Annotated in this window: 22 protein-coding genes; 14 read left to right on the forward strand and 8 right to left on the reverse strand. The window is 45.9% G+C overall.

All coding sequences use genetic code 11. The annotated features are described in order from the left end of the window. Nucleotides 1-249: 249 nt before the first annotated feature. Nucleotides 250-1743: a sodium/proline symporter PutP gene (putP, locus tag ACEPPX_RS09745; RefSeq protein WP_416623856.1), complete on the forward strand. Its 1494-nt coding sequence runs from the start codon at nt 250-252 to the stop codon at nt 1741-1743. A gap of 160 nt (nt 1744-1903) precedes the next feature. Here putP and ACEPPX_RS09750 read toward each other — a convergent pair whose 3' ends face one another. Further along, a complete protein-coding gene (locus ACEPPX_RS09750) occupies nt 1904-2923 on the reverse strand; it encodes a hypothetical protein (protein WP_416623857.1) in 1020 nt (339 codons plus the stop codon). A 252-nt stretch (nt 2924-3175) separates the two neighbouring features. Between ACEPPX_RS09750 and ahr the strand changes: the two genes are divergently transcribed. Beyond that, nucleotides 3176-4207, forward strand: a complete 1032-nt coding sequence (gene ahr, locus ACEPPX_RS09755) for an NADPH-dependent aldehyde reductase Ahr (RefSeq protein ID WP_416623858.1) — start codon at nt 3176-3178, stop codon at nt 4205-4207. Nucleotides 4208-4247: 40 nt separating this feature from the next. Here the strand turns inward: ahr and ACEPPX_RS09760 are convergent, their stop codons facing one another. The 4 genes from ACEPPX_RS09760 to ACEPPX_RS09775 all read right to left on the reverse strand — a co-directional run bounded on the left by ACEPPX_RS09760 (nt 4248) and on the right by ACEPPX_RS09775 (nt 7011). Then, a complete protein-coding gene (locus tag ACEPPX_RS09760; protein ID WP_416623859.1) occupies nt 4248-4760 on the reverse strand; it encodes an acyltransferase in 513 nt (170 codons plus the stop codon). Nucleotides 4761-5134: 374 nt separating this feature from the next. Beyond that, entirely contained in the window at nt 5135-6121 is a 987-nt protein-coding gene (lipA, locus tag ACEPPX_RS09765) for a lipoyl synthase (RefSeq protein WP_047760598.1), read from the reverse strand. A gap of 16 nt (nt 6122-6137) precedes the next feature. Further along, nucleotides 6138-6740: a lipoyl(octanoyl) transferase LipB gene (lipB, locus tag ACEPPX_RS09770; protein WP_416623860.1), complete on the reverse strand. Its 603-nt coding sequence runs from the start codon at nt 6738-6740 to the stop codon at nt 6138-6140. A 1-nt stretch (nt 6741) separates the two neighbouring features. Beyond that, nucleotides 6742-7011: a YbeD family protein gene (locus ACEPPX_RS09775; RefSeq protein WP_047760596.1), complete on the reverse strand. Its 270-nt coding sequence runs from the start codon at nt 7009-7011 to the stop codon at nt 6742-6744. Between the two features lie 277 nt (nt 7012-7288). On the opposite strand from ACEPPX_RS09775, the gene lon reads away from it, so the two are divergent. Beyond that, nucleotides 7289-9748, forward strand: coding sequence for an endopeptidase La (lon, locus tag ACEPPX_RS09780; RefSeq protein WP_416623861.1), 2460 nt, complete (start codon nt 7289-7291; stop codon nt 9746-9748). A gap of 191 nt (nt 9749-9939) precedes the next feature. Beyond that, nucleotides 9940-10209 carry an HU family DNA-binding protein gene (locus tag ACEPPX_RS09785; protein WP_047760594.1) on the forward strand — a complete coding sequence of 90 codons (270 nt, stop codon included), beginning with the start codon at nt 9940-9942 and terminating at the stop codon, nt 10207-10209. 299 nt (nt 10210-10508) lie between these two features. Here ACEPPX_RS09785 and ACEPPX_RS09790 read toward each other — a convergent pair whose 3' ends face one another. Next, on the reverse strand, nt 10509-11090 hold the full coding sequence (locus ACEPPX_RS09790; protein WP_047760593.1) for a superoxide dismutase: 582 nt from the start codon (nt 11088-11090) through the stop codon (nt 10509-10511). 183 nt (nt 11091-11273) lie between these two features. On the opposite strand from ACEPPX_RS09790, the gene dnaB reads away from it, so the two are divergent. The 7 genes from dnaB to radA all read left to right on the forward strand — a co-directional run bounded on the left by dnaB (nt 11274) and on the right by radA (nt 17599). Further along, nucleotides 11274-12683, forward strand: a complete 1410-nt coding sequence (dnaB, locus tag ACEPPX_RS09795) for a replicative DNA helicase (RefSeq protein WP_416623862.1) — start codon at nt 11274-11276, stop codon at nt 12681-12683. Nucleotides 12684-12840: 157 nt separating this feature from the next. Next, complete coding sequence (locus ACEPPX_RS09800) at nt 12841-13467, forward strand: GspH/FimT family pseudopilin (RefSeq protein ID WP_416623864.1); 627 nt, start codon at nt 12841-12843, stop codon at nt 13465-13467. Continuing rightward, nucleotides 13464-14006, forward strand: coding sequence for a type IV pilus modification protein PilV (pilV, locus tag ACEPPX_RS09805; protein WP_416623865.1), 543 nt, complete (start codon nt 13464-13466; stop codon nt 14004-14006). The genes ACEPPX_RS09800 and pilV overlap by 4 nt, the downstream gene beginning before the upstream one ends. A gap of 2 nt (nt 14007-14008) precedes the next feature. Then, nucleotides 14009-15034, forward strand: coding sequence for a PilW family protein (locus ACEPPX_RS09810; protein WP_416623891.1), 1026 nt, complete (start codon nt 14009-14011; stop codon nt 15032-15034). Continuing rightward, nucleotides 15016-15582 carry a pilus assembly PilX family protein gene (locus tag ACEPPX_RS09815; RefSeq protein ID WP_416623866.1) on the forward strand — a complete coding sequence of 189 codons (567 nt, stop codon included), beginning with the start codon at nt 15016-15018 and terminating at the stop codon, nt 15580-15582. Before ACEPPX_RS09810 ends, ACEPPX_RS09815 begins: the two co-directional genes overlap by 19 nt. A gap of 14 nt (nt 15583-15596) precedes the next feature. Next, nucleotides 15597-16034, forward strand: coding sequence for a type IV pilin protein (locus ACEPPX_RS09820; RefSeq protein ID WP_416623867.1), 438 nt, complete (start codon nt 15597-15599; stop codon nt 16032-16034). 182 nt (nt 16035-16216) lie between these two features. Continuing rightward, nucleotides 16217-17599 (forward strand): DNA repair protein RadA, encoded by a 1383-nt coding sequence (gene radA, locus ACEPPX_RS09825; RefSeq protein ID WP_416623892.1) that lies wholly within the window; start codon nt 16217-16219, stop codon nt 17597-17599. Between the two features lie 444 nt (nt 17600-18043). On the opposite strand, the gene ACEPPX_RS09830 is transcribed toward radA, so the two are convergent. After that, complete coding sequence (locus ACEPPX_RS09830; RefSeq protein ID WP_047760588.1) at nt 18044-19396, reverse strand: DEAD/DEAH box helicase; 1353 nt, start codon at nt 19394-19396, stop codon at nt 18044-18046. A 59-nt stretch (nt 19397-19455) separates the two neighbouring features. Between ACEPPX_RS09830 and ACEPPX_RS09835 the strand changes: the two genes are divergently transcribed. The 3 genes from ACEPPX_RS09835 to ACEPPX_RS09845 all read left to right on the forward strand — a co-directional run bounded on the left by ACEPPX_RS09835 (nt 19456) and on the right by ACEPPX_RS09845 (nt 20894). Then, nucleotides 19456-19620, forward strand: coding sequence for a hypothetical protein (locus ACEPPX_RS09835; RefSeq protein WP_161796048.1), 165 nt, complete (start codon nt 19456-19458; stop codon nt 19618-19620). A gap of 86 nt (nt 19621-19706) precedes the next feature. Further along, the gene (locus tag ACEPPX_RS09840; RefSeq protein WP_416623868.1) at nt 19707-20651 is read left to right on the forward strand and encodes a class I SAM-dependent methyltransferase; all 945 of its coding nucleotides are present in this window, start codon (nt 19707-19709) and stop codon (nt 20649-20651) included. A gap of 24 nt (nt 20652-20675) precedes the next feature. Beyond that, nucleotides 20676-20894, forward strand: a complete 219-nt coding sequence (locus ACEPPX_RS09845) for a methionine-binding protein (protein WP_416623869.1) — start codon at nt 20676-20678, stop codon at nt 20892-20894. Nucleotides 20895-20959: 65 nt separating this feature from the next. Here ACEPPX_RS09845 and clpB read toward each other — a convergent pair whose 3' ends face one another. Further along, nucleotides 20960-23542: an ATP-dependent chaperone ClpB gene (gene clpB / locus ACEPPX_RS09850; protein ID WP_416623870.1), complete on the reverse strand. Its 2583-nt coding sequence runs from the start codon at nt 23540-23542 to the stop codon at nt 20960-20962.

A 23542-nucleotide genomic window follows, 5' to 3' on the forward strand; every position in this document is an offset into this window, starting at 1 on the left:
TATGTAAGCTTAATGTTAAATAAGCAAGATTATTGCACAAAAATTACGGTCTTAAAGCAGTCGGTTGTCGGAAAATAAAAAGATATACGGATTGCAATACTGCTGCCGTTACTAAAACGGAAATGTTGCAATCCGGCATATGTTCGCTTTTTCGGTACGATACTGTATCTAAATCCGTTCTCATCGTCTGGCTTGCTATAAAAGGGCTGGTTCGATATTCAAAAAAACATATCAATATGAGGTTTACAAATGGGTAACTTTAATCCGATGTATGTCACTTTTGGCATCTATCTGATTGCTGTGTTGCTGATAGGCTTCGCTGCTTATTTCTCCACCCGCAATTTTGACGACTATATTCTCGGAGGCCGCAGTTTGGGCAGTTTCGTAACTGCGATGTCTGCCGGTGCATCCGATATGTCAGGTTGGCTTTTGATGGGCTTGCCGGGCGCGATTTATGCAACCGGTATGAGTGAGGCTTGGATTGCCATTGGTTTGACGGTTGGCGCATATTTCAACTGGCGCTTGGTAGCCGGCCGCTTGCGGGTGCATACCGAATATAATAACAATGCGTTGACGCTGCCTGATTATTTCTTTCACCGCTTCGGTGCGGAAGGCAAACTGATGAAAGTGATTTCTGCTGCCATCATTTTGTTTTTCTTTACTATTTACTGTGCTTCGGGCATTGTGGCGGGCGCTCGTTTGTTCCAAAGCCTTTTTGATATTTCATATACTCAAGCTATGTGGTTGGGCGCGGGTGCGACTATTGCTTATACATTTATCGGCGGTTTCTTGGCCGTTAGCTGGACGGATACCGTTCAAGCCACTTTGATGATTTTTGCTTTGATCTTGACGCCTATCATGGTGTATTTGGCTGTCGGCGGTGCTGCCGAAATGAGTGCGGCTATTGCTCAGGTGGCGGCGACTACCGGTAAAGAGTACGGCAGCTTGCTGGCAGGCACGACCTTGATCGGTATTATTTCAACTGCCGCTTGGGGCTTGGGTTATTTCGGCCAACCACATATCTTGGCACGTTTTATGGCGGCAGAGAATGTGAAATCATTGGTGAAAGCCCGTCGTATCGGTATGACTTGGATGATTCTGTGTTTGGCCGGCGCAGTAGCCGTGGGCTATTTCGGTATTGCTTATTTCGGCGCGCATCCGGAGCAAGTGTCAAGTATGGCCGGTAATGATGAACGTGTATTTATCGCATTGACTACCTTGCTGTTTAATCCATGGGTGGCAGGTGTGATTTTGAGCGCGATCCTGGCAGCCGTCATGTCTACTTTATCGTGCCAGTTGCTGGTGTGTTCAAGTGCCATTACCGAAGACTTTTACAAAGGCTTTTTACGCCCGAATGCTGCCCAGCAAGAATTGGTGTGGATCGGACGTCTGATGGTTTTGGCCGTAGCGGTTATTGCGATTGTGATTGCTTCGGATCCGGAAAGCCGCGTATTGGGCTTGGTAGCTTATGCTTGGGCAGGTTTTGGTGCGGCTTTTGGCCCTGTGGTGATTTTATCGGTATTCTGGAAACGGATGACGGCCAACGGTGCTTTGGCAGGTATGTTGGTAGGTGCGTTGACAGTGGTATCTTGGAAAGCTACCGGCAGCAGCCTGTATGAAATTGTTCCGGGTTTTATCGCCTGTGCGATTACCGTTGTTGTCGTATCCTTGATGGGTAAAGTACCTGCTTCGGTAGAAACTAAGTTTGAAGAGGCCGATAAGGCTTTCAAAGAAGCTAACTAGTTGAAAATGTATCATTTGAAAATGCCGTCTGAAGCTTTCAGACGGCATTTTTATTTGTGGTTTAAAAATAAAATGACTTATTCGATATTGTGATGCCGTCTGAAATGTTTCAGACGGCATATTGGAAGGTAAGATATTGCTTGAGTAGTTTGTATATATTTCAAAAATAATCTTGCCGCCGGTTGCTTTTGCCGTATGCCGCATATCGGGCACGGGCGGCTGTAAGGCGGTTGTAGGTAAGGCGTTGGGTATTTTCGTTATCGTATACAACCATTTCTCCTTGCGGTGGCGGTGGCAGCGCATCAAACCATTTCGGTAGCGTTTCCCAATAGCTGCGCGGAATATGAATAATGGAAAACATGTCCGAAGCCAGCCCTATCCCGATACTTATTTGTGTTGATGATGCCTGCAGACAATAACCCCGATCATTGAATAAGCAACAGTCTGAATCATAATGATAACGGTATAAGCCGATTTTAACGGCTTGGGGATCGGTGAATAAGGCGGCAAACATTCGTTCGAATAAGGAGGGACGATATAAGCCTTCGCTCAGCATTCCGTAAAGATTGGCCAGCCAGCGGGTGTATTCATCCATGGTAAAGCCAAACGTATGCAAAATCTTTTCTACGCGTTGGTGCGGCCTTTGTGCAATGAGTTCGACAAACTCGGCACTTATTTGAGGAAGGCGGTGTTGCAGGGCTTGGTGCCAGAGGTAAACGAAATGGTCTTCACGGTTATGAGGGTTTCGTAAAATACTCAATAGCTTTAACTTTAGTACCTGCCATAATGAAGATGGAATTTTCAGATGGCCAGAAGGGGATTGGCGTAAGTTTTGGCAAGCTTCTTCGAAGCCGCTTTCGTATCGGCTGAACCAGCTTTCCAAATTATATTGCTTTCCCCCGTTGCCATTGTCAAAGGTCAGCGTATATAAATTATTTACTTCAAGATTGGATGCGATATTCACGCTTTGTGCTTCGCCTCGGTAAGGGGAATGAAGCAGATTAACCGGCCAGCGGTAGACATTTTGGTTTTGCGGATTTACACGAGTGTTAAATGCAAACTGCCGCTGTTCGGTTTGAGCGATGAAATGATGGCCTTTAGTCAAATTAGCCACTAAAAGAGCATATGACTTTTCCGAACACTCGGAGTTTTCACAATCGCTAAGGATAAATGCCCGCATATGAAACCGTGATAAGGAAATATGAAAAGTTCATCATAAGTGCTTTGAAAGAGCAGGTAAAGAATCAGCTAGGTAAAATCCGAGTTTGTTATTATATGAATTAATTGTTTTTGTTTGATGGCAACGGATAGATATGTTCGGCGGCATTTTAATATTTTTCAGACGGCAGGGAGGACAGTTTGATTGATTTTACTTGTGATGCAGACGTAAGCATGTGAAGATCTGCATAGCTATATTATTTTGGAGAGTGAAATGATGGGTAATGAAAATATTATTCGTGCTTGGGCGGTAAAGCAGCCCGGAGCAGAACTTGAGCGTTATGATTTTGACGCAGGCCAGCTGAAAAACGACGAAGTAGAAATTAAGGTTGAATATTGCGGTATTTGTCATTCTGATTTGTCGATGATGGCTAACGATTGGGGGTTCAGCCACTATCCTTTGGTACCCGGTCATGAGGTGGTTGGAGAAATAGTGAGAATGGGAAACGCGGTAAAGGGTTTGAAAGTGGGGCAAAAAGTCGGTTTGGGGTGGACAGCAGAATCATGCCAGCACTGTGATCCCTGTATCGGTGGCCATGCTAATTTATGTTCCCATGCTGTGCCTACGGTCCTTGGCGGAATACATCAGGGCGGTTTTGCCGATAAAGTGCGTGCCCAATGGCAATGGGTGATTCCTCTGCCTGAAAATATGGATATGAGTAAGGCTGGCCCTTTACTATGCGGGGGAATTACCGTATTTGAGCCACTGTTGCAGCATGGAATCAATGCCAGTCATAAAGTTGGCGTAATCGGCGTTGGCGGTCTCGGTCATATGGCGTTAGGTTTTTTCAATGCTTGGGGCTGCGAGGTAACCGCATTTAGTTCGAATCCTGATAAATATGATGCGATTTACCGCATGGGAGCACATAAAATTCTGGACTCTCGCGATACGGAAGCATTTACCCAGGCAGCAGGCAGCTTGGATCTGATCGTTTCAACGGTTAACGTGAAATTAGACTGGAATGCTTACATGACCTTGCTGAAACCGCATGGAAAACTGCATATTGTCGGTGCTACGTTGGAGCCACTTGATATTGCCGCATTTTCATTGATCAGCGGGCAAAAAGCCGTAGCGGGGTCTCCTACCGGTTCGCCGGCACAATTGCGTACAATGATAGAGTTTGCCGCCCGTAAACAGGTAGAGCCGATTGTTGAAGAGTATCTGATGTCTCGGGTAAATGAAGCTGTTCAACATCTTGAAGCAGGCAAAGCACGTTATCGGATTGTATTAAAAAGTGATTGGTAACAATAAAGGCCGTCTGAAAAGTTTCAGACGGCCTTTATTGTTAGTCTAATAATGATTTTTTTATTATCGCAGGATTACCTGCAGCCAAAGTATAAGGAGGAACATCTTTGGTAACAACGGAGCCAGCCCCGATGACTGCTCCCTCGCCGATGGTAACTCCCCCCATAATGATGGCACGCCGGCCTATCCAGGCATTGTCTCCGATAGTGATCGGATTGGTTTCCGTGTAGCCGTCAAATATACGCCGTTCTTTATCAAACTTATGGGCATTTGAGTAAAATATGCACTCAGGCCCCATGAGGACATTTTTACCGATGGTTAATCCCCGGCAAATTTCACTGTTTACACCAATTCCCGAGTTATCACCTATCACAGTATCGGGAAATACATACGCACCTTTTTCAATATTGACATTTTTCCCCATATTCGGACAAACTTGTTTTCCTAATAGAAAGCGGATTTTTTTAGCTGTTTTCCCAAATGGTTTGCTGTAAGAGGGAGGTAACCAACTGCCTAATACCATCAATATTTTTAAACTGATTCTTCGTTTCATTAATTATTTCTCCCGAATTGATGATTTATATCATCTAAAATAAAGGTATATTGCATAATCTATCTTTAATTATTTGGATATAAATAATTATGAATATGCCAAATGTATTATAGCAAATCTGATTGCATTTTAAATACTCAGTATTTTCAAGAAAGTATGCCTATACTTGAATTGGATTCAATACCTGTTTATGTGGAAATCAGTTGATATAATATAAATATTCGGTTGTTTCCGAAAAAATTGCTGTATAGCCGTCTGAATCGGATAAGGATAAGCCTAATGAGGTATAGCCGGTGTGGGCGGTTTTTAATATTTATTAGGGGGAATAAAAAACAAGTGGTTATTTAACCACTTGTTTTTTTATTGGTGATAGGTTAATTAATGGTGGTTGTCTGCTCTTGGCTTTCTTTTAGTGCGATTTCGGCTTGTTCATCGGCATGATAGCTGGAGCGCACCATCGCACCGATAGCGGCATTCGTAAAGCCCATGGCATAAGCTTCTTGTTCAAACTCTTTGAATTGAGCAGGCGTTACATAACGTAAGACAGGCAAGTGGCCGTCTGAAGGTTGTAGATATTGCCCTACCGTAATCATTTCGATGTTGTGGGCACGCATATCACGCATAATTTCCCGTACTTCGTCATCCGTTTCACCAAGGCCGACCATAATGCCCGATTTGGTAGGAATATGTGGCATCATTTCTTTATAACGGCGTAATAATTCGAGAGAATGCTTATAATCTGAACCCGGGCGAGCCTGTTTGTATAGGCGCGGGTGAGTTTCCAAATTATGGTTTAATACATCAGGCGGAGTTTGAGCAAGAATCTCTAAGGCGATATCTAAACGCCCACGGAAATCGGGTACGAGAATTTCGATTTTGGTTTGCGGGCTCTTTTCGCGGATGGCATTGATACAATCGGCAAAATGTTGGGCGCCGCCATCACGCAGATCGTCTCGGTCAACAGAGGTAATCACGACATAGCGCAGATTCATCGCCGCAACCGATTCTGCCAAATTTTTCGGTTCGTCCGGATCTAGCGGGTTGGGGCGGCCGTGTCCTACGTCGCAAAATGGGCAGCGGCGGGTACAGATATCGCCCATAATCATAAATGTTGCGGTTCCTTTGCTGAAGCATTCGCCGATGTTAGGGCATGAGGCTTCTTCACATACGGTATGCATTTTTTGATCGCGCAGTATGTTTTTAATTTCGAAAAATTTTTTTCCGCTTGGTAATTTGGCGCGAATCCACTCGGGTTTTTTTAGTTTTTCTTCAAGAGGAACAACTTTAATCGGAATGCGCGCGGTTTTGTCGGCACCTTTCAGTTTGATGCCTTGTTTGGGATCTGTTTTGATTTCGCTCATGATGTGTCTTTCGAGATTAGGCAAGATTGGCGCTAAGGTGTTCGGTGAGTTTTGCGGCAACTTCGCTTAGAGGCGGACAGGGTGTGATGAAGTCGGCAATCTGTACCATTTCCATTCCGGCATAGCCGCAGGGATTGATGTGTGTGAAGGGGGTTAAATCCATATCTACGTTTAATGCCAAGCCGTGGTAAACCGAACCGTTTTTAATACGCAAACCTAGTGAAGCGATTTTTCTTCCATCAACATATACGCCGGGGCGGGCCGGATCGGCAGCCGCTTCGATACCGTAATCGGATAAAGTGGCGATAATACTGTTTTCTAAAGCCGAAACAATATGGCGAACACTGGTTTTGCGGCGTTTAAAATCAATCAAAGTGTAAATGACCAGTTGGCCGGGGCCGTGGTAGGTAATTTGTCCGCCTCGATCAATTTGTACAACGGGAATGTCGTCATGTATTAACAAATGCTCCGGCTTACCCGCCAAACCTTGGGTAAAAACCGGAGGGTGTTCGACTATCCACAGTTCATCCTCGGTAGCATCGGTGCGCTCCGCATTAAATGCTTTCATAGCTTCGAAGACGGGTGCGTATTCAGCTTGGCCCAGCTCTACAACTTTCATTTTATAAAACCATTTTGATCATCGGATGGCTTGTGAGGGCACGATAAATATTATCCAGCTGCTCCTGGCTAGATACATTTACTTTAGCTGTGGCACCTAAATAATTGCCTTTACTGCTTGGACGGATACTGATTTGCCCGGCTTCGGTATCCGGGGCGTGTTGACGGATGATTTCCAATACTGTTGATTCGAATTCAGGATGTTGCGCACCCATGATTTTCAAAGGGAACTGACAGGGAAATTCGATCAGTGAGGTTTGTTCTTCAGACATTGCAACTCCTTAAAAAGCGGCATACCGGTTATCTGAAACATTTTCAGACGGCATAGGCAACAAAATTTTTTTTATTCTATCGCAAAGTGCCGTCTGAATCTATGTTGCAGGGAAATCGTTAATCAAAACATTTTTACACATTTGCTACCGGTATGGGGATGATTTGTGTAAAGGTTGAACATAGATGCCGGCCATCTTCTTTTCAAGGCTTGAAAAAAGTAGTGCTGCCCCAACTTCGCAGTTAACCTAATTTGCAATGAAGCAAGAGATACCAGCAATGACAGACAAAAAATTCGAGGAATACAGTGCATTGGCAACATTGCCCTTGCGTGACGTGGTGGTTTATCCGCATATGGTGTTGCCGCTTTTCGTAGGTCGGCCAAAATCAATTGCCGCGCTGGATTTGGCGATGGCAAATGATGAGCCGGTATTTTTATTGGCGCAGCGCAACCCCAATGATGAAGAACCCAATGCTAAAGATCTGCATGAGATGGGTACGGTTGCACACGTCTTACAAGTATTAAAATTGCCTGATGGAACAGTAAAAGTATTAGTAGAAGGTATCCGACGTGCCCGTGCGCTAACCGTAGAAGATAACGGGGATCTGTTTCTGGCGCATGTGGAGGCTGTTTATGACACCGAAACGGATAATGCCGATATGGAGGCATTGCGTCGAACCTTATTAGCCCAATTTGATCAGTTTGCCAAACTGAATAAAAAAATACCTGCCGAAGTTTTGGGTACCATTCACGGCATAGAGGATAATAGCCGCTTGGTAGATACTGTGGCCGCCCACTTGCAATTGAAGCTTGACCAGCGCCAAGAAATTTTGAATACCGTAGGTGTTTCGGCGCGGATGGAATATTTGCTGGCGCAAATCGAGTCTGAGCTGGATATTATGCAGGTGGAAAAGCGTATCCGCGGGCGTGTAAAACGCCAAATGGAGAAATCGCAGCGCGAGTATTACCTTAATGAGCAAGTCAAGGCAATTCAGAAAGAGTTGGGTGAGGAAGACGAGCGTGGCGAGCTGGATGCGTTAGAGGCAAAAATTAAAGCTGCCGGTATGAGTAAAGAGGCTGAAGAGAAATGTCTGTCTGAACTCAAAAAGCTGAAAATGATGCCGCCTATGTCGGCGGAATCAACAGTTGTCCGCAACTATATTGATACTTTACTTGAGTTGCCGTGGAAGAAAAAATCACGCGTTATCAAAGATATTGCAAAAGCAGACCTGGTGCTTGACGCAGACCATTACGGTTTGGAAAAAGTAAAGGAGCGTATTCTGGAATATTTAGCAGTTCAGAAACGTGTTGATAAAATCAAAGGCCCGATTTTGTGTTTGGTAGGTCCACCGGGGGTAGGTAAAACTTCTTTGGGTGAATCTATTGCCAAAGCAACGGGACGCCAGTATGTGCGTATGGCTTTGGGTGGCGTTCGGGATGAAAGCGAAATAAGAGGTCACCGCCGCACCTATATCGGTTCGATGCCGGGTAAAATTTTACAGAACATGGCTAAAGCCGGTGTAAAAAACCCATTATTTTTATTAGATGAAATCGATAAGATGGGGAATGATTTCCGCGGTGATCCTGCTAGTGCCTTATTGGAAGTGCTTGACCCTGAGCAAAACAGTAAGTTTGCCGACCATTATGCGGAAGTTGATTACGATTTGAGCGATGTAATGTTTATTGCTACATCCAATAGCTTGAATATCCCTCCGGCATTGCTTGATAGAATGGAGATTATCCGTCTTTCAGGATATACCGAAGATGAGAAAATAAACATTGCTATGAAATATCTGGTACCTAAGCAGATGAAGCGCAATGGTGTTAAAGAGGGTGAGGCAGTCATTGATGAAACCGCTGTGCGCGATATCATCCGCTACTATACCCGCGAGGCCGGGGTGCGCTCGCTTGACCGCGAAATTGCTAAAATCTGCCGTAAAGTCGTGATGTCGGTTGCTTTGGCAGAAGATAAAAAAGCGGCAAGTAAGCCTAAGGGTAAAGGCCGAACCGGTAAAGCAGCTGTTGTAAGTGTGAATGCCGAAAACTTGCATGAATACTTGGGTGTTCGCCGTTTTGATTACGGTGTGGCCGAATCGGAAAACCGTATCGGGCAAGTAACAGGTTTGGCCTGGACGGAGGTTGGCGGAGAATTGCTGACTATCGAAGCCGTTGCTTTGCGTGGCAAGGGTAATATAGTGCGTACCGGTAAGCTCGGAGATGTGATGCAAGAGTCTATTTCCGCTGCTTGGAGCGTAGTACGCTCTCGTGCCGAAGGTTTGGGTATTGCACCTGACTTCTACGAGAAAAAAGATATGCATGTGCATGTGCCGGAAGGAGCTACTCCGAAAGACGGCCCGAGCGCGGGTATTGCGATGACATTGGCCATGGTTTCGGCTTTAACCGGCATTCCGGTTCGTGCTGATGTGGCGATGACTGGGGAAATTACCTTGCGTGGCGAAGTATTGCCCATCGGCGGCTTAAAGGAAAAACTCTTGGCTGCATTACGTGGCGGTATCAAACATGTTTTGATACCGAAAGATAATGTGAAAGATTTAGAGGAAATTCCTCAAAATGTGAAAGACGGCTTGGAAATTCATCCTGTCAAATGGATTGATGAAGTATTGGCTTTGGGCTTGGAGCGCCAACCGGCGCCTTGGAAAGATCTTGAAGATACTGTTGGTCCCGCATCGGGTACTACAGTAACGGGCAAGTCAAGTACAAAAGCCACCAAGCATTAGAATTGTAGCTGATGTGTTGTAAAAGGTATGGAGTATAGTGGATAAACGTCAATAAACCGCCATATTCCGTACCTTTGTGCTTGACACGGTGTTTTTAGGCTTGTTATAAAGTCGCCAGATGTGTAAGTTTTAACCAAATGCCCGTTATACGTGGCTTTCATTATTCTCTAAACAATAGAAAGGGACTTATCGTGAACAAGTCTGAATTAATCGAAGCGATTGCTCAAGAAGCTGATATTTCTAAAGCTGCTGCCTCTAAAGCATTGGACGGTATGATTAATGCCGTAACCGGCGCCTTGAAAAAAGGCGATACCGTAACTCTGGTCGGTTTCGGTACTTTCTATGTTGGTGAGCGTGCAGAGCGCCAAGGCCGTAACCCTAAAACCGGTGAGCCCCTGACTATTGCAGCAGCCAAAACACCTAAATTCCGTGCAGGTAAAGCATTGAAGGATGCTCTGTAATAAATATTTGTTTTAAAAGCATCCAAAGAGCAGGCTTTCGGCCTGCTTTTTTTATGGTTGTAGTTTTTCTTTTACGCAAGTCGGAGTCAGTAATTATTGTTCTGCGCGATTTGTACGGGTTACATTTGGAGTATTTGAAAGACCGAATTTTCAGGCGGCTTGAGATTGCCCGATTTGAAAAGAGGCCATTTCCCAGCCGACCTTTATAATTAATCATAAAGATTTTTTGAGATATGAGATGTACGAATATGAAAAATGCCGCCCATAATTTTAGTGGGCGGCATTGGTATTTCAATTAGTTATGAAGCAAAGCGTTTTGCTACTTCATCCCAATTTACGATTTCCCAAAAGCCTTTGAGGTAGTTCGGGCGGCTATTGCGGTAGTCGATATAATAGGCGTGTTCCCATACGTCACAAGTCAACAATGGAGTGGCATCTCCGGTTAACGGAGTGGCGGCATTGCTGGTGGAAACCAAGTCTAAAGAACCATCGGTTTTTTTGACCAACCAAGCCCAGCCGGAGCCGAAAGTACCTGCAGCACAGGCATTGAATGCTTCTTGGAAGGCTTCAAAGCTGCCCCATTTGGCATCAATTGCGGTAGCTAAGTCACCGCTAGGTTTGCCTTGGCCTTTGGGTGTAAAGCCCAGCCAGTAGAAAGTGTGGTTCCAAGTTTGGGCCGCATTGTTAAAGATGCCACCTGAAGATTTTTTAACGATTTCTTCCAAAGACAGATTTTCAAATTCGGTGCCTTTGATTTGATTGTTCAGGTTGGTGATATATGTTTGATGGTGTTTGCCGTAGTGGTATTCTAAAGTTTCTTTGGACAAGTGCGGTTCGAGAGCGTCTAAAGCGTAGGGTAGTTCGGGCAATTTGTGTTCCATGATTCACTCCTGTGGTTTGGTGTTTGTGTGTTTGCATACTTGGAAAAGCTGCCTGTTGTTAAGTGGCGGCTACCAAGTTTAGCTTGATTGATTTTACCTGCTTCGGCTTGAAAAAACCAATAAAACTTATCGTAGCTCTCTTCCAACCGTTATAATGATAAGTTGATCGATAAGGAATGCAGTATGAATGATTTAACCGATATGATGCCGTCTGATGATAGGGAAGTGAGTGTGCTTTCGTTGCCGCCGCATTCAATGGAGGCTGAACAGTCGGTATTGGGCGGTCTGTTGTTGGAAAATTCGGCATGGGATCGCATTGCTGATGTGGTCATGGGAGAAGACTTTTACCGCCACGAACACAGAGTAATTTTCCGTGCTATTGCCAATTTGATTAATGAAAGCCGTCCTGCTGATGTGATTACGGTTCAGGAGGCTTTAGAGCGTAACGATGAGTTAGAGGCGGCTGGGGGCTTTAATTATCTGATTACATTAGCTCAGAATACGCCGTCTGCAGCTAATATCCGCCGTTATGCTGAGATCGTTCGCGAGCGTTCGATTATGCGGCAATTGGCAGAGGTCGGAACGGATATTGCCCGCAGTGCTTATAACCCTCAGGGGAGGGATGCGGGGCAATTATTGGATGAAGCGGAAAATAAAGTATTCCAAATTGCGGAAAGTACAGCAAAATCCAAACAGGGTTTTTTGGATATGCCCGGGCTGCTGAAAGAGGTGGTTGAGCGCATTGATATGCTTTATTCGCGCGATAATCCTAATGAAGTAACTGGCATAGCAACGGGTTTTATCGATTTAGATAAAAAAACATCGGGTTTGCAGCCGGGGGATCTGATTATCGTTGCCGGTCGGCCCTCTATGGGTAAAACGGCTTTTTCAATCAATATCGCCGAATATGTAGCAGTGGAATTAAAGTTGCCGGTTGCCGTATTTTCCATGGAAATGGGGGGGGCACAGCTTGTAATGCGTATGTTGGGTTCGGTTGGGAGAATTGACCAGCATGTATTGAAAACCGGAGCGTTGCAAGATGAACACTGGGGGCGCTTGAACGATGCGGTCGTGAAGTTATCTGATGCTCCGATGTTTATTGATGAAACACCGGGTCTGACTGCACTTGAATTGCGTGCCCGGGCCCGCCGTTTGGCCCGTCAGTTTGGGGGTAAGCTTGGTTTGATTGTGATCGATTATCTGCAATTAATGCAAGGTTCGGGCCGCTCAGATAACCGAACTGCGGAGTTGGGAGAGATTTCACGTTCTTTGAAGGCATTAGCCAAAGAGTTGCAAGTGCCGGTGATTGCTTTGTCGCAGTTAAGTCGTGCAGTAGAGCAAAGAACCGATAAGCGTCCGATGATGTCGGATTTACGCGAATCCGGTGCGATTGAGCAAGATGCTGATTTAATTATGTTTATGTATCGTGATGAATACTATAATGCTGAAAGTCAGTTGAAAGGTTTGGCTGAGTGTATCGTCGGTAAACATCGTAACGGCCCAACGGGTAAGGTTTTTCTCACCTTTATGGGGCAGTTTACAAAATTTGATAATGCGGCTTATATTCCTGAGTCGGCAATGATGGAAGATTGATACATAAGTATAGCGAAATACCATATTTTATTAGGTGCTCTCACACTTATCGTTTAAAATGCCATCATAAAAAATTCACAAAATACTACACATTACGTAAGCCCATGCAGTTTGAAACTAACTTGGTCTTACCGAATTACGTCTATCAGGCAAATTTATGCATTTGAAACAAAAAGGTTTTACACTAATCGAATTGATGGTGGTGATTGCCGTGATGGCTATCATGGCAACCATCGCCCTTCCAAATATGAGCCAATGGCTTGCCAGCCGGAAAGTGGCATCGCAAGCCGAAAAAGTGGCTAATCTTCTCCGTTTTGCGCGTGCGGAAGCCGTGCGTTTGAACGCTCCCGTTTATATTTGCCCTGTGCAGGTAAAATCTGACGGTAATGTCGACAGTTATTGTGATGCTAATTATGCCCAGCAGGGTATTGCGGCATATGCCGAGCGTGATGGTGTTGTGGGTTATAAACGTAACTCTACTGATATTGCTCTACGTGCAGTACCATTGAATACGAGCGGTAGCTCGGCAATTTCTTTTAGTGCCGAATCTGTACCAGTTTCGGGCAATGGTGCAGCTGTTAAAATGATGGGATTTTTACCTAACGGCAACTTCGGCTATAACACCCAAAATACGAGTCCCGCCAGCTTAAGCTGGTCGGCGGGTGCCGTAGTTTTGGCTTTGAGCGATACTGCCAATGATTCGGGTTATCAATCCAAGCTGTTAGTTGATAACAGTGGACGTGTAAGTTTTTGCGAACCTGCTGGATGTAAGGAAAAGCCATGAAAGTAATGAAGGTGAAGTCATATGATATTCAACAATCCAGCCGTGGCCGTCTGAAAAATCAGCAGAGCGGTATGACGTTAATCGAAGTATTGGTGGCTATGGTCGTGCTGGCTTTAGGTATTTTGGCATTGTTGGCTACCCAGCTACGTACGGTTTCCGGCGTGGCTGAAGCTCAAAGTCAAACAGTTGCGGCACAAGCAGTGCAGAATCTGATTGAAGGTATGTTGGCTAATCCAACAGCTACGGCAGTAACAAAAAATGGCAATGAAACAGGTTGGAAAAGTTATTCTTATGCTGCTTATCATAAAACCGGTACCGCAAAGCAAACTTCAATAACAAATAAAAACGAATTTACTAAAAGCGAGTTGGCGGCAAGTCAATTGGCTGAGTTTGAGAATGCATTACTCAATGTTTCCGAGACTCCTGCACGATATACAATTGCGGCAAATGCAACCGGTGATACGGTAATTACCGTAACATGGGGTGGAGATGACCAAATAACTGAAAGCTATACTTATTCGGCACGGGTATCACAATAATGATGATAAATATAAAAAAAACAAGACACATAACGGCGGCAAGAGCACGGCAAAAAGGCTTCAGCCTGATTGAATTTTTGGTGGCCAGTATATTGAGTATGATTGTGTTAATCGCAGTCGGCTCGGGTTATTTTGCTTCACGGAAAATCAATGATGTTGCGCTTGCCAGACTTTCCGTACAGCAGGATTTGCGTAATGCTGCCAATCTAATTGTGCGGGATGCGCGTATGGCAGGTGGTTTCGGTTGCTTCAATATGTTAAATCATAAAGCAGATGCGATTAAAAACGATGGCGCTACCGATGGAAACGTAATATTTAAGTTGCAACCTACAGATGCCAGTCAAACTGCATTGATTCCGATTAAACAGGCATCTTTGGGTATTCCGGGTTTAACCGGCGATGCTTTAATTTTCCAGTATGGCATAGGTTCTGCTTCTGTTTCTGAGAATGCAGCAGGCGGCTTGCGTTTGAATATACCTGCAAATGATCCTTTACAAGGCTTAAGTAATAATACCTCAATGCCTTTGGTAGTTAGTAGTTGTAATGTACTAGATCGTCCTACAACGGTAACATTTTCCCAGAATCAATTAACTACAGATCCGGCAATATCTCCAAACCATGTGCCGGCGGAAATGGCGGTACAGCGCTATATGGTAAATGCTTATGCTATAGGTGCTATAGATACGATTGGGGAGGTGCAGCAAGGGCTTTTCCGCTATGAGTTAAATAATAGAGGAGAATGGGGTAATCCACAATTTTTAATGTCCGGTATAAGAAGTATGGCCATACGTTATGGTTATCTAGTATGCCCGAATAATGCTGCAGGTGCTGCAGCAGGCACAGCAGCAAGTGAAACCTATCAATTTTCTACCCAGCTCCGTACTGATATGGCACCTGCTTTAATCCGTATTACGTTGAATGGCGGCAGTATAGCAGCGGGTAGTGGTAATGTTGATGGAGGTAATGTAGATATTTATACAATTGATGCTGCTGTAAGGGGAGGTATGACATGCGAAGACAATATTTAAGCAATATGCCGCCGGTTAAGCAGCAGGGCTTTGCTTTGTTTATCGTTCTGATTATGATGATTGTGGTGGCCGTATTGGTCGTGGCTGCAGCCCAATCCTACAATACGGAAATGCGGATCAGTTCAAATGATGCCGATCGCAAGTTGGCGATGTCGGTTGCAGAAGCTGCCCTACGGCAAGGGGAGAGTGAAATTGCAGATTTGGAGGATCCTAGTTTTACTGCTGATTGCACAGATGGCTTATGCTCTCCTGCAAATGCGCAAGCTGCAACAGTTAGCGGTACCCGCCAAGGTACTATAACTTTGGCAGCCGGCGGTAGTGTTCCTGTTTGGAAGGCTGCATCATGTGATAAGGATACTTGCTTGGAAAGCAAAGGTAAAACGTATGGGGCAACCGGTAGCGGTGTCAGTAAGGCGGCACGTTATGTGATTGAGTTTATCAGTCATCAAAATAATGTTACGGTTTACCGTGTAACAGCCAGGGCTTGGGGTAAAAATGCCAATACGATGGTAACGGTACAATCTTATGTTGAATCATCGGGTAATTGATACGGGCAAAGATTATGAATCAAAAATTGAATACTGCCGGTATGACATTATTGGAAATTATGATTGTTATCGCTATTTTAGGTATATTGGCAACTATCGCGTATCCTTCCTATATCCGTTATGTAGAGCGTGGCGATTTGGTTAGTGCACAAGCGGATATGATGAAAATTAATGCTTTGCTAAAAACCGAGCAGGTTAAAAATCCGAAAGTAGATTTGCAAAATGTGATTACTATCAGCAATGAGTTGGATAAGAGGGTCAATGAAAAATATACGGTGGCCTTGAAATTGAAAGAAGCCGGTTGCCCGACTACTTATTGTTTGGTAAGTACGCCTAAGGACAGTAATTATACGCTTGCCGCATGGATGGACAGTTTCGGCAATAACTACAGTTGTACAACAGCTGCTGCAGCCAATGGTTTCAATACCAGTGGCGCATGTGAAAAGCGGTAGTAAAGCGATAGTAAAGCGGTAGTAAAGCGGTAGTTCGGCATCAATTATCTCCTTATAGCAAAATTAGGTGCATAAAAGCATCAAATCTATATTTGTTGATTTTCTGAATATATAAGGCCGTCTGAAAACACGGATTGCAGCACATGCTACAATCTTGCTTTTCAGACGGCCTTTTTACAATTATGGCAAAAGCACCGAAAACAATTTATCAATGCAGCGAATGTGGCGGTACAACTCCAAAGTGGCAAGGAAAATGCCCGCATTGCGGTGAGTGGAATACGTTACAGGAAAGTTTGGCAGCGCCTGAGCCGAAAAATGCCCGTTTTCAGTCTTGGGCGGCAGATGTATCTCAAGTACAGGAGCTGTCGAAAGTAACGGCAACAGAAGTGCCCCGTTGCGCAACAGGTATGGGCGAGTTGGACCGTGTATTGGGAGGAGGTTTAGTTGAAGGTGCGGTGATTTTATTGGGAGGTGATCCGGGTATCGGTAAATCAACCTTGTTATTGCAAACAGTTGCTCTGATGGCCAAAAACCGAAAAGTTTTGTATGTGTCCGGCGAGGAATCGGCACAACAAGTGGCTTTGCGCTCCCAACGTTTGGGTTTGCAGAGTGATGGTGTAAACCTTTTGGCTGAAATCCGTATGGAAGCGATTCAGGCGGCTTTGAAGCAGCATGAACCTGCGGTTGTGGTGATTGATTCGATCCAAACCATGTATTCCGATCAGATTACTTCTGCACCTGGCTCGGTTTCCCAAGTACGTGAGTGTGCGGCACAGCTGACGCGTATGGCGAAACAAATGGGGATCAGTATGATTTTGGTCGGCCATGTAACCAAAGATGGAGCAATCGCAGGCCCGCGTGTGTTGGAGCATATGGTCGATACCGTGTTGTATTTTGAAGGGGATCAGCATTCCAATTACCGCATGATACGTGCGATTAAAAACCGTTTTGGCGCGGCCAATGAATTGGGTGTATTTGCGATGACTGAAACAGGCTTAAAAGGCGTTTCCAATCCATCGGCGATTTTTTTGGCGAGCTATCGTGACGATGTGCCCGGTTCATGCGTATTGGTTACTCAAGAGGGTAGTCGTCCGTTGTTGGTAGAAATTCAGGCATTGGTAGATGATGCGCACGGTTTTACTCCCAAGCGCTTGACGGTTGGATTAGAGCAAAACCGTTTGGCGATGTTATTGGCGGTATTAAATCGCCATGCAGGGATTGCATGCTTTGATCAAGACGTATTTTTAAATGCGGTAGGTGGTGTCAAGATTAACGAACCTGCTGCGGATTTGGCGATTATTTTGGCTATGCTTTCCAGCTTTCGAAACCGTCCTCTGCCTGAGAAAATGGTGGCTTTCGGTGAAATCGGTTTGAGCGGCGAGGTGCGTCCGGTCGCACGTGGGCAAGAGCGTTTGAAAGAGGTGGAAAAATTGGGTTTTAAAAAGGCTATTGTGCCTAAGGCTAATTTACCGCGTGATATGCGGGAGTTTCCGAATTTACAGATTTTTGGTGTGAGCAGTTTACAAGAAGCGGTAGAAATTTGCCGCCATGCCGCAGATTCATAAAACATCAGTGAATATATTTGACGATATATTTCCTGCTTATTTGAAACCAGATTGATAAAAATCGGGATGATTGTTAGAGGTAGCGGTTATTCAATCAGCTTTATCCATGCCGTCTGAACATTTTCAGACGGCATTTGTTATTTTGCAGTTATTCGGAGATTTTAAAATACTCGTATAAGAGATATTGCTTGATTACATCAGGTTTGTGTTGGGCAAGGTTTGGATAAATGTTATTAGGGTTAATAGGGTTTGAATAAGTATTCTTCATTGTGGGAAGAGGGGGTTCTTTAAAAAAATGAGCTGCAATGGTAAGTTGCCGTGTTGGGTGAATGAAATTTTCTTATTAGGCAACCGTTTGGCTTGATAATTTCTCCAATAATGAAAGCCGGATAATCTTTGGGGATTATCCGGCTTTATTATATCTCGAACTTTATATTTTATGGTCTAGCCGCGTTTGGCCGGAGTACTTTTTTTAAAGCTGCCAGCAGATTTTGGCTTGCCTTTGAAGCCTTCGCTTTTTGGTTTACCTTTGAAACCCTCGGTTTTCGGTTTGCCGCCGAATTTTTTATCACCGATTTTTTTCTCCCCCCAAGAGCCGCCTTTGCCTCCCCAGCTTTTGCCTTTGGGTTTGCCGGCGCCGCCTTTGCCGCGCTTGCGGGTGGGTTCCATGCCTTCGATAGTCATTTCTGGCAGTTTTCGGTTAATGTATTTTTCGATTTTGTGCACTTTTACATATTCGTTTACTTCTGCAAAGGTAATCGCTAGGCCGGTTCGGCCTGCACGACCAGTTCGTCCGATACGGTGCACATAATCTTCGGCTTGTTTGGGTAAGTCGTAATTGATAACGTGAGTGATGGTGGGGACGTCAATTCCGCGTGCCGCAACATCAGTAGCAACTAAAATTTTAATACGACCTTTACGCAAATCCATCAGGGTACGGTTACGCCAGCCTTGCGGCATATCGCCGTGCAGGCAGTTGGCAGAAAACCCTTTTTCGTAAAGTTCGTCGGCCAATTGTTCACTCATGGCTTTGGTGGAAGTAAAAATAACGGCTTGATCGATATTGGCGTCTCGTAGAATATGGTCGAGCATGCGGTTTTTATGGTTTTTATCATCACAGTATAAAAGTTGCTCTTCGATTCTGCCTTGTTCGTCGACACGTTCGATTTCGATAACTTCAGGATTTTTAGTCAGTTTGCGCGCCAGTTTGCCAACAGCACCATCCCATGTCGCTGAGAAGAGCAGGGTTTGGCGTGATTCGGGAGTGGCTGCAACGATGGTTTCGATATCGTCGATAAAGCCCATGTCAAGCATGCGATCGGCTTCGTCAAGAATCAGCACCTCAAGGCGGTCGAAGTCGATGCGCCCGCTGCGCATATGATCCATCAGGCGACCAGGGGTAGCGACGATGATGTCGACGGGGCGGCTGAGGGCATGAATCTGTTGGCCGAACGATGAGCCGCCGACCAAAGTGACGGTTCGTAGCCATTTCATATTTTTTGCGTAAGTTTGGGCGCTTTTTTCAACTTGTGCTGCTAATTCGCGGGTAGGAGTCAGAATCAGGGCGCGCGGGCCTTTTCCGGGTTTTTCGCTGCGGCGGGTAACGCATTGCAGGGTAGGTAGCAGGAAGGCGGCGGTTTTTCCCGAGCCGGTTTGCGCCGATGCCATGATGTCTTTTTTGTTGAGAGCGGCTGGAATGGCTTGGGTTTGGATCGGAGTGGGGATGTCGTAACCGGCTGCGGTCAACGATGAAAGGATGTCTTTATTTAGAAGTAGGTCGGCAAATTTTACGGACATGATGTTCCTAAAACGGACAACAACACATTCTGCCGTTTATCAAATCGGCAGCCTGAAGCATGGGAACGGGTAACGAAAAAGGTTACTGCAAGGTTGTCGCAAGCTTTTATGCTTGTGGGTTAAACATCGGCGACAACCTGCAAATCAGAGATACGCTCAAAGGCGTGCAAGCAACTGGGCTTGGGTTGGCTGAAGACGATGGCTTCAAAGGTAATGAGGGGTGAATCATAAAGAGATATGCTATTGCGGTCAAGCACAATCGGGTTAAGTAGGGTAAAATCGCTTTTTTATCCAACTGGCCGTCTGAAAAATGAGTGACATTACCGCGTTTGTTAACCGTTTGGGCAAAAATGCCAAGCATCAGTTGAAATGGGCACGGCGCAACGATATCGAGGCTTGGCGTTTGTATGACCGTGATATTCCCCAATATCCTTTCGCCGTTGATGTTTATGGCGAGCATATACATTTGCAGGAGTATGATACGGGCTGGCTGATGCAGCCGGAGGAATATGAAGCGTGGCTGGCCGAAGTGGTGGAAGCAGTTGCCTTTGTAACCGGCTTCAGTGCTGAAAATATCCATTTGAAACGCCGTGCGAGGCAGAAAGGTACGCAGCAGTATGAGAAAACGGGCTTGGCGGGTGAGGATTTTACTGTTACCGAAAACGGACGCCGTTTTTGGGTGAATTTGGAAAAATATTTGGATACCGGCCTGTTTCTGGATCACCGTAATACACGCAGGCGGGTAGGTGAAATGGCTGCGGGCAAGCGGTTTTTAAATTTGTTTTCCTATACCGGCAGTTTTACCGTATATGCCGCTACGGGCGGTGCGGTTTCAAGTGAAACGGTTGATTTGTCGAATACTTACTTGGATTGGGCGCGGCGTAATTTCGAACTGAACGGTATGGATTTGCAAGCACATCAAATCGTGCGTGCGGATGTGTTCCAATATCTGCAGATGGCTTCTCAGGAAGGGAAACGATTCGATTTGATTGTGATGGATCCTCCCAGTTTTTCCAACAGTAAAAAGATGCTGGATATTTTGGATATCCAAAGAGACCATGGGCGTTTGATTGACGGGGCTGTTGCTTTGTTGGCTGAGGACGGCGTTTTGTTTTTCTCTAATAATCTGCGCAGTTTCGAACTGGATGCTGCGGTATCGGAAAAATATAGGGTGAAAGATATTTCGAAACAGTCTGTTCCGGAAGATTTCCGTAATAAGAAAATCCACCAATGTTGGGAAATCCGCCGCCGCTAAAAAAGGCCGTCTGAAAGGAACGATATGAAATTATGGGTATGGGCTGTATCGGCGGTAGTCTGTTTGGGCGGTTGTATGTATGCGGAAACGCCCTATGGCAGAGTGGCGGCGGTAGATTTGCCGGTACACAACCAAACCACAGTCAATAAAACCGTCACTATTAATGCGCCGCCGGGTACGACGGTGATTTATCAGGATTCCGAACCGGTAGGATATCCGATTCGTCCCCGCTACCGTTATTGATAGAGCAAATAAAAAAATGCCGTCTGAAACTTTGCAGGTTTCAGACGGCATTTTTGTAGCCAGATTTAAATCATACGGTTGAATACTAAATGACCGTTTTCGGCTTGGACACTGATGGTGCTTTCAGGCGCATAACGGCCTTCGAGCAGAGCTTTAGCCAGCGGGTTCTCAATTTCGGCCTGAATCGCGCGTTTGAGCGGACGTGCTCCGTAAACGGGATCGAAACCGGCTTCGGCAATCAGATCCAATGCGGCATCATCCACATGCAGGCTCAGATTCATGGCTGCCAAGCGTTTTTCCAAGCTGCGCAATTGGATTTTGGCAATACTGCGGATATTGGCCTGATCCAAACCGTGGAAAACGACTACTTCATCAATACGGTTGATCATTTCGGGGCGGAAATGCTCTTTCACATCTTCCATCACCGCTTCTTTTACCGCCTCATAGTCGGCGACGCCCATTTGCTGGATGTGTTGGCTGCCGATGTTGGAGGTCATCACAATCACCGTATTTTTGAAATCTACAGTACGGCCTTGTCCGTCGGTAAGCCGGCCATCGTCTAATACCTGAAGCAGGATGTTGAAGACGTCGGGATGGGCTTTTTCCACTTCGTCCAGCAAAATCACGCTGTAAGGTTTGCGGCGCACTTGTTCGGTAAGGTAGCCGCCTTCTTCGTAACCGACATAACCCGGAGGCGCACCGATTAAGCGGGCAACGGCATGTTTTTCCATATATTCCGACATATCAATGCGGATCAGATGGTCTTCACTGTCGAACAAGAAGCTTGCCAAGGTTTTGCACAGCTCGGTTTTGCCGACACCGGTCGGGCCGAGGAACAAGAAGCTGCCGTAAGGTTTATTGGGGTCGGCCAGGCCGGAACGCGAACGGCGGATGGCGTCGGAAACCGCACGCACCGCTTCGTCTTGGCCAACTACGCGGGCATGTAATACGTCTTCCATTTTCAGTAGTTTTTCACGTTCGCCTTCCATCATTTTGCTCACTGGGATACCGGTAATGCGCGAAACGATTTCGGCTACTTCGTCTGCACCGACTTTAGTGCGAAACAGCTTGTTGGCCTGTACTTTGTCGGCGCTTTGTTCGGCTGCCTCAAGTTGTTTACCTAATTTGGGCAGTTCGCCGTATTCGAGTTCGGAAGCGCGGGCAAAATCGCCTTGGCGTTTGGCCTGCTCGATTTTTACTTTGACATCGTCAATTTGTTTTTTGATGTCGGTAGTGCTGTATGAAGAGGCTTTTTCGGCTTTCCAGATTTCGTCCAAATCGGCGTATTCTTTTTGCAGTTGGGCGATTTCCTCTCCGATTAATTCCAAGCGTTTTTTACTGGCATCGTCGCTTTCTTTCTCAACGTGCATTTTTTCCATGCGGAGCTGAATGATGCGGCGGTCAAGCTTGTCCATTTGCTCGGGTTTGCTGTCGAGTTCCATCTTGATTCGGCTGGCCGCTTCATCGATAAGATCGATGGCTTTATCGGGCAAAAAGCGGTCGGTAATGTAGCGGTCGCTCAATTCGGCAGCGGCGACAATCGCCGGGTCGGTAATATCAATACCATGATGGATCTCGTAACGCTCTTGTAAGCCGCGCAGAATGGCGATGGTATCCTCAACACTCGGTTCGCTTACCAATACTTTTTGGAAGCGGCGCTCCAAGGCGGCGTCTTTTTCTATGTATTGGCGGTATTCGTCGAGGGTGGTGGCACCAATACAGTGCAGCTCGCCGCGTGCCAATGCCGGTTTGAGCATGTTGCCCGCATCCATTGCACCGTCGGTTTTGCCTGCGCCCACAAGGGTATGGATTTCATCGATAAAGATCAGGGTGTTGCCGTCGTCTTTAGACAGATCATTCAAAACGGCTTTCAAGCGTTCTTCGAATTCGCCGCGATATTTCGCACCGGCAATCAGGGCTGCCAAGTCGAGTACCAGCAGGCGTTTGTTGCGGAGGCTTTCAGGTACTTCGCCGTCAACGATGCGCTGGGCCAAACCTTCGACTATGGCGGTTTTACCGACACCGGGTTCACCGATCAATACAGGGTTGTTTTTGGTGCGGCGTTGCAATACTTGGATGGCACGGCGGATTTCGTCGTCCCGGCCGATAACGGGATCAAGCTTGCCTTCGCGGGCGCGTTCGGTTAAGTCGAGCGTGTATTTGGACAATGCTTCGCGTTGGTCTTCGGCGTTGGGATTATTAATGCTTTCTCCGCCGCGAACGTTGTCGATGGCCGCATCCAGTTGTTTTTCAGTAATGCCGGCATTTTTAAGAATTTTGCCGGTATTGCCGTTTTCTTGCAGTAGGGCGAGCAAAAACAGCTCGCTGGCGATGTAAGCGTCGCCGCGTTTGGTGGCGGCTTTATCCATCAGATTCAGTGTGTTTTGTAATTCGCGGCTGGGCAGGATTTCACCGCCTTGGCCGGAAACTTTGGGCAGACTGTCCAGTTGTTGTTGCAGTTCGCGTTTGATTTGGGCAACGTTACCGCCTGCCTTGACGAGTAAAGCGGCCATGCCGTTGTTTTGATCGTCAAGCAGTGCTTTTAAAATATGGCCGGCTTCGAGGTAGCCGTTATCTTGCGCCAATGCCAGGCTTTGGCCTTCTTGTAGGGCTTGCTGGAATTTGGCGGTTAATTTGTCAAATCGCAT

Source organism: Neisseria sp. S1 (genome assembly GCF_048060015.1).
In the GTDB taxonomy this organism is placed as follows: Bacteria; Pseudomonadota; Gammaproteobacteria; order Burkholderiales; family Neisseriaceae; genus Neisseria; species Neisseria arctica.

Excerpts from the sequence above, each read along its gene's own strand:
- ACEPPX_RS09845 (WP_416623869.1), top strand. The coding sequence starts at position 20,676 with ATGAAATTATGGGTATGGGCTGTATCGGCGGTAGTCTGTTTGGGCGGT.
- ahr (WP_416623858.1), top strand. The coding sequence starts at position 3,176 with ATGATGGGTAATGAAAATATTATTCGTGCTTGGGCGGTAAAGCAGCCC.
- ACEPPX_RS09800 (WP_416623864.1), top strand. The coding sequence starts at position 12,841 with ATGCATTTGAAACAAAAAGGTTTTACACTAATCGAATTGATGGTGGTG.
- ACEPPX_RS09790 (WP_047760593.1), bottom strand. The coding sequence starts at position 11,090 with ATGGAACACAAATTGCCCGAACTACCCTACGCTTTAGACGCTCTCGAA.
- ACEPPX_RS09815 (WP_416623866.1), top strand. The coding sequence starts at position 15,016 with ATGCGAAGACAATATTTAAGCAATATGCCGCCGGTTAAGCAGCAGGGC.
- lipA (WP_047760598.1), bottom strand. The coding sequence starts at position 6,121 with ATGAGCGAAATCAAAACAGATCCCAAACAAGGCATCAAACTGAAAGGT.
- ACEPPX_RS09840 (WP_416623868.1), top strand. The coding sequence starts at position 19,707 with ATGAGTGACATTACCGCGTTTGTTAACCGTTTGGGCAAAAATGCCAAG.
- ACEPPX_RS09820 (WP_416623867.1), top strand. The coding sequence starts at position 15,597 with ATGAATCAAAAATTGAATACTGCCGGTATGACATTATTGGAAATTATG.
- ACEPPX_RS09835 (WP_161796048.1), top strand. The coding sequence starts at position 19,456 with ATGGGAACGGGTAACGAAAAAGGTTACTGCAAGGTTGTCGCAAGCTTT.
- dnaB (WP_416623862.1), top strand. The coding sequence starts at position 11,274 with ATGAATGATTTAACCGATATGATGCCGTCTGATGATAGGGAAGTGAGT.
- ACEPPX_RS09750 (WP_416623857.1), bottom strand. The coding sequence starts at position 2,923 with ATGCGGGCATTTATCCTTAGCGATTGTGAAAACTCCGAGTGTTCGGAA.
- putP (WP_416623856.1), top strand. The coding sequence starts at position 250 with ATGGGTAACTTTAATCCGATGTATGTCACTTTTGGCATCTATCTGATT.
- pilV (WP_416623865.1), top strand. The coding sequence starts at position 13,464 with ATGAAAGTAATGAAGGTGAAGTCATATGATATTCAACAATCCAGCCGT.
- lon (WP_416623861.1), top strand. The coding sequence starts at position 7,289 with ATGACAGACAAAAAATTCGAGGAATACAGTGCATTGGCAACATTGCCC.
- ACEPPX_RS09830 (WP_047760588.1), bottom strand. The coding sequence starts at position 19,396 with ATGTCCGTAAAATTTGCCGACCTACTTCTAAATAAAGACATCCTTTCA.
- clpB (WP_416623870.1), bottom strand. The coding sequence starts at position 23,542 with ATGCGATTTGACAAATTAACCGCCAAATTCCAGCAAGCCCTACAAGAA.
- radA (WP_416623892.1), top strand. The coding sequence starts at position 16,217 with ATGGCAAAAGCACCGAAAACAATTTATCAATGCAGCGAATGTGGCGGT.
- ACEPPX_RS09810 (WP_416623891.1), top strand. The coding sequence starts at position 14,009 with ATGATAAATATAAAAAAAACAAGACACATAACGGCGGCAAGAGCACGG.
- lipB (WP_416623860.1), bottom strand. The coding sequence starts at position 6,740 with ATGAAAGTTGTAGAGCTGGGCCAAGCTGAATACGCACCCGTCTTCGAA.
- ACEPPX_RS09775 (WP_047760596.1), bottom strand. The coding sequence starts at position 7,011 with ATGTCTGAAGAACAAACCTCACTGATCGAATTTCCCTGTCAGTTCCCT.
- ACEPPX_RS09760 (WP_416623859.1), bottom strand. The coding sequence starts at position 4,760 with ATGAAACGAAGAATCAGTTTAAAAATATTGATGGTATTAGGCAGTTGG.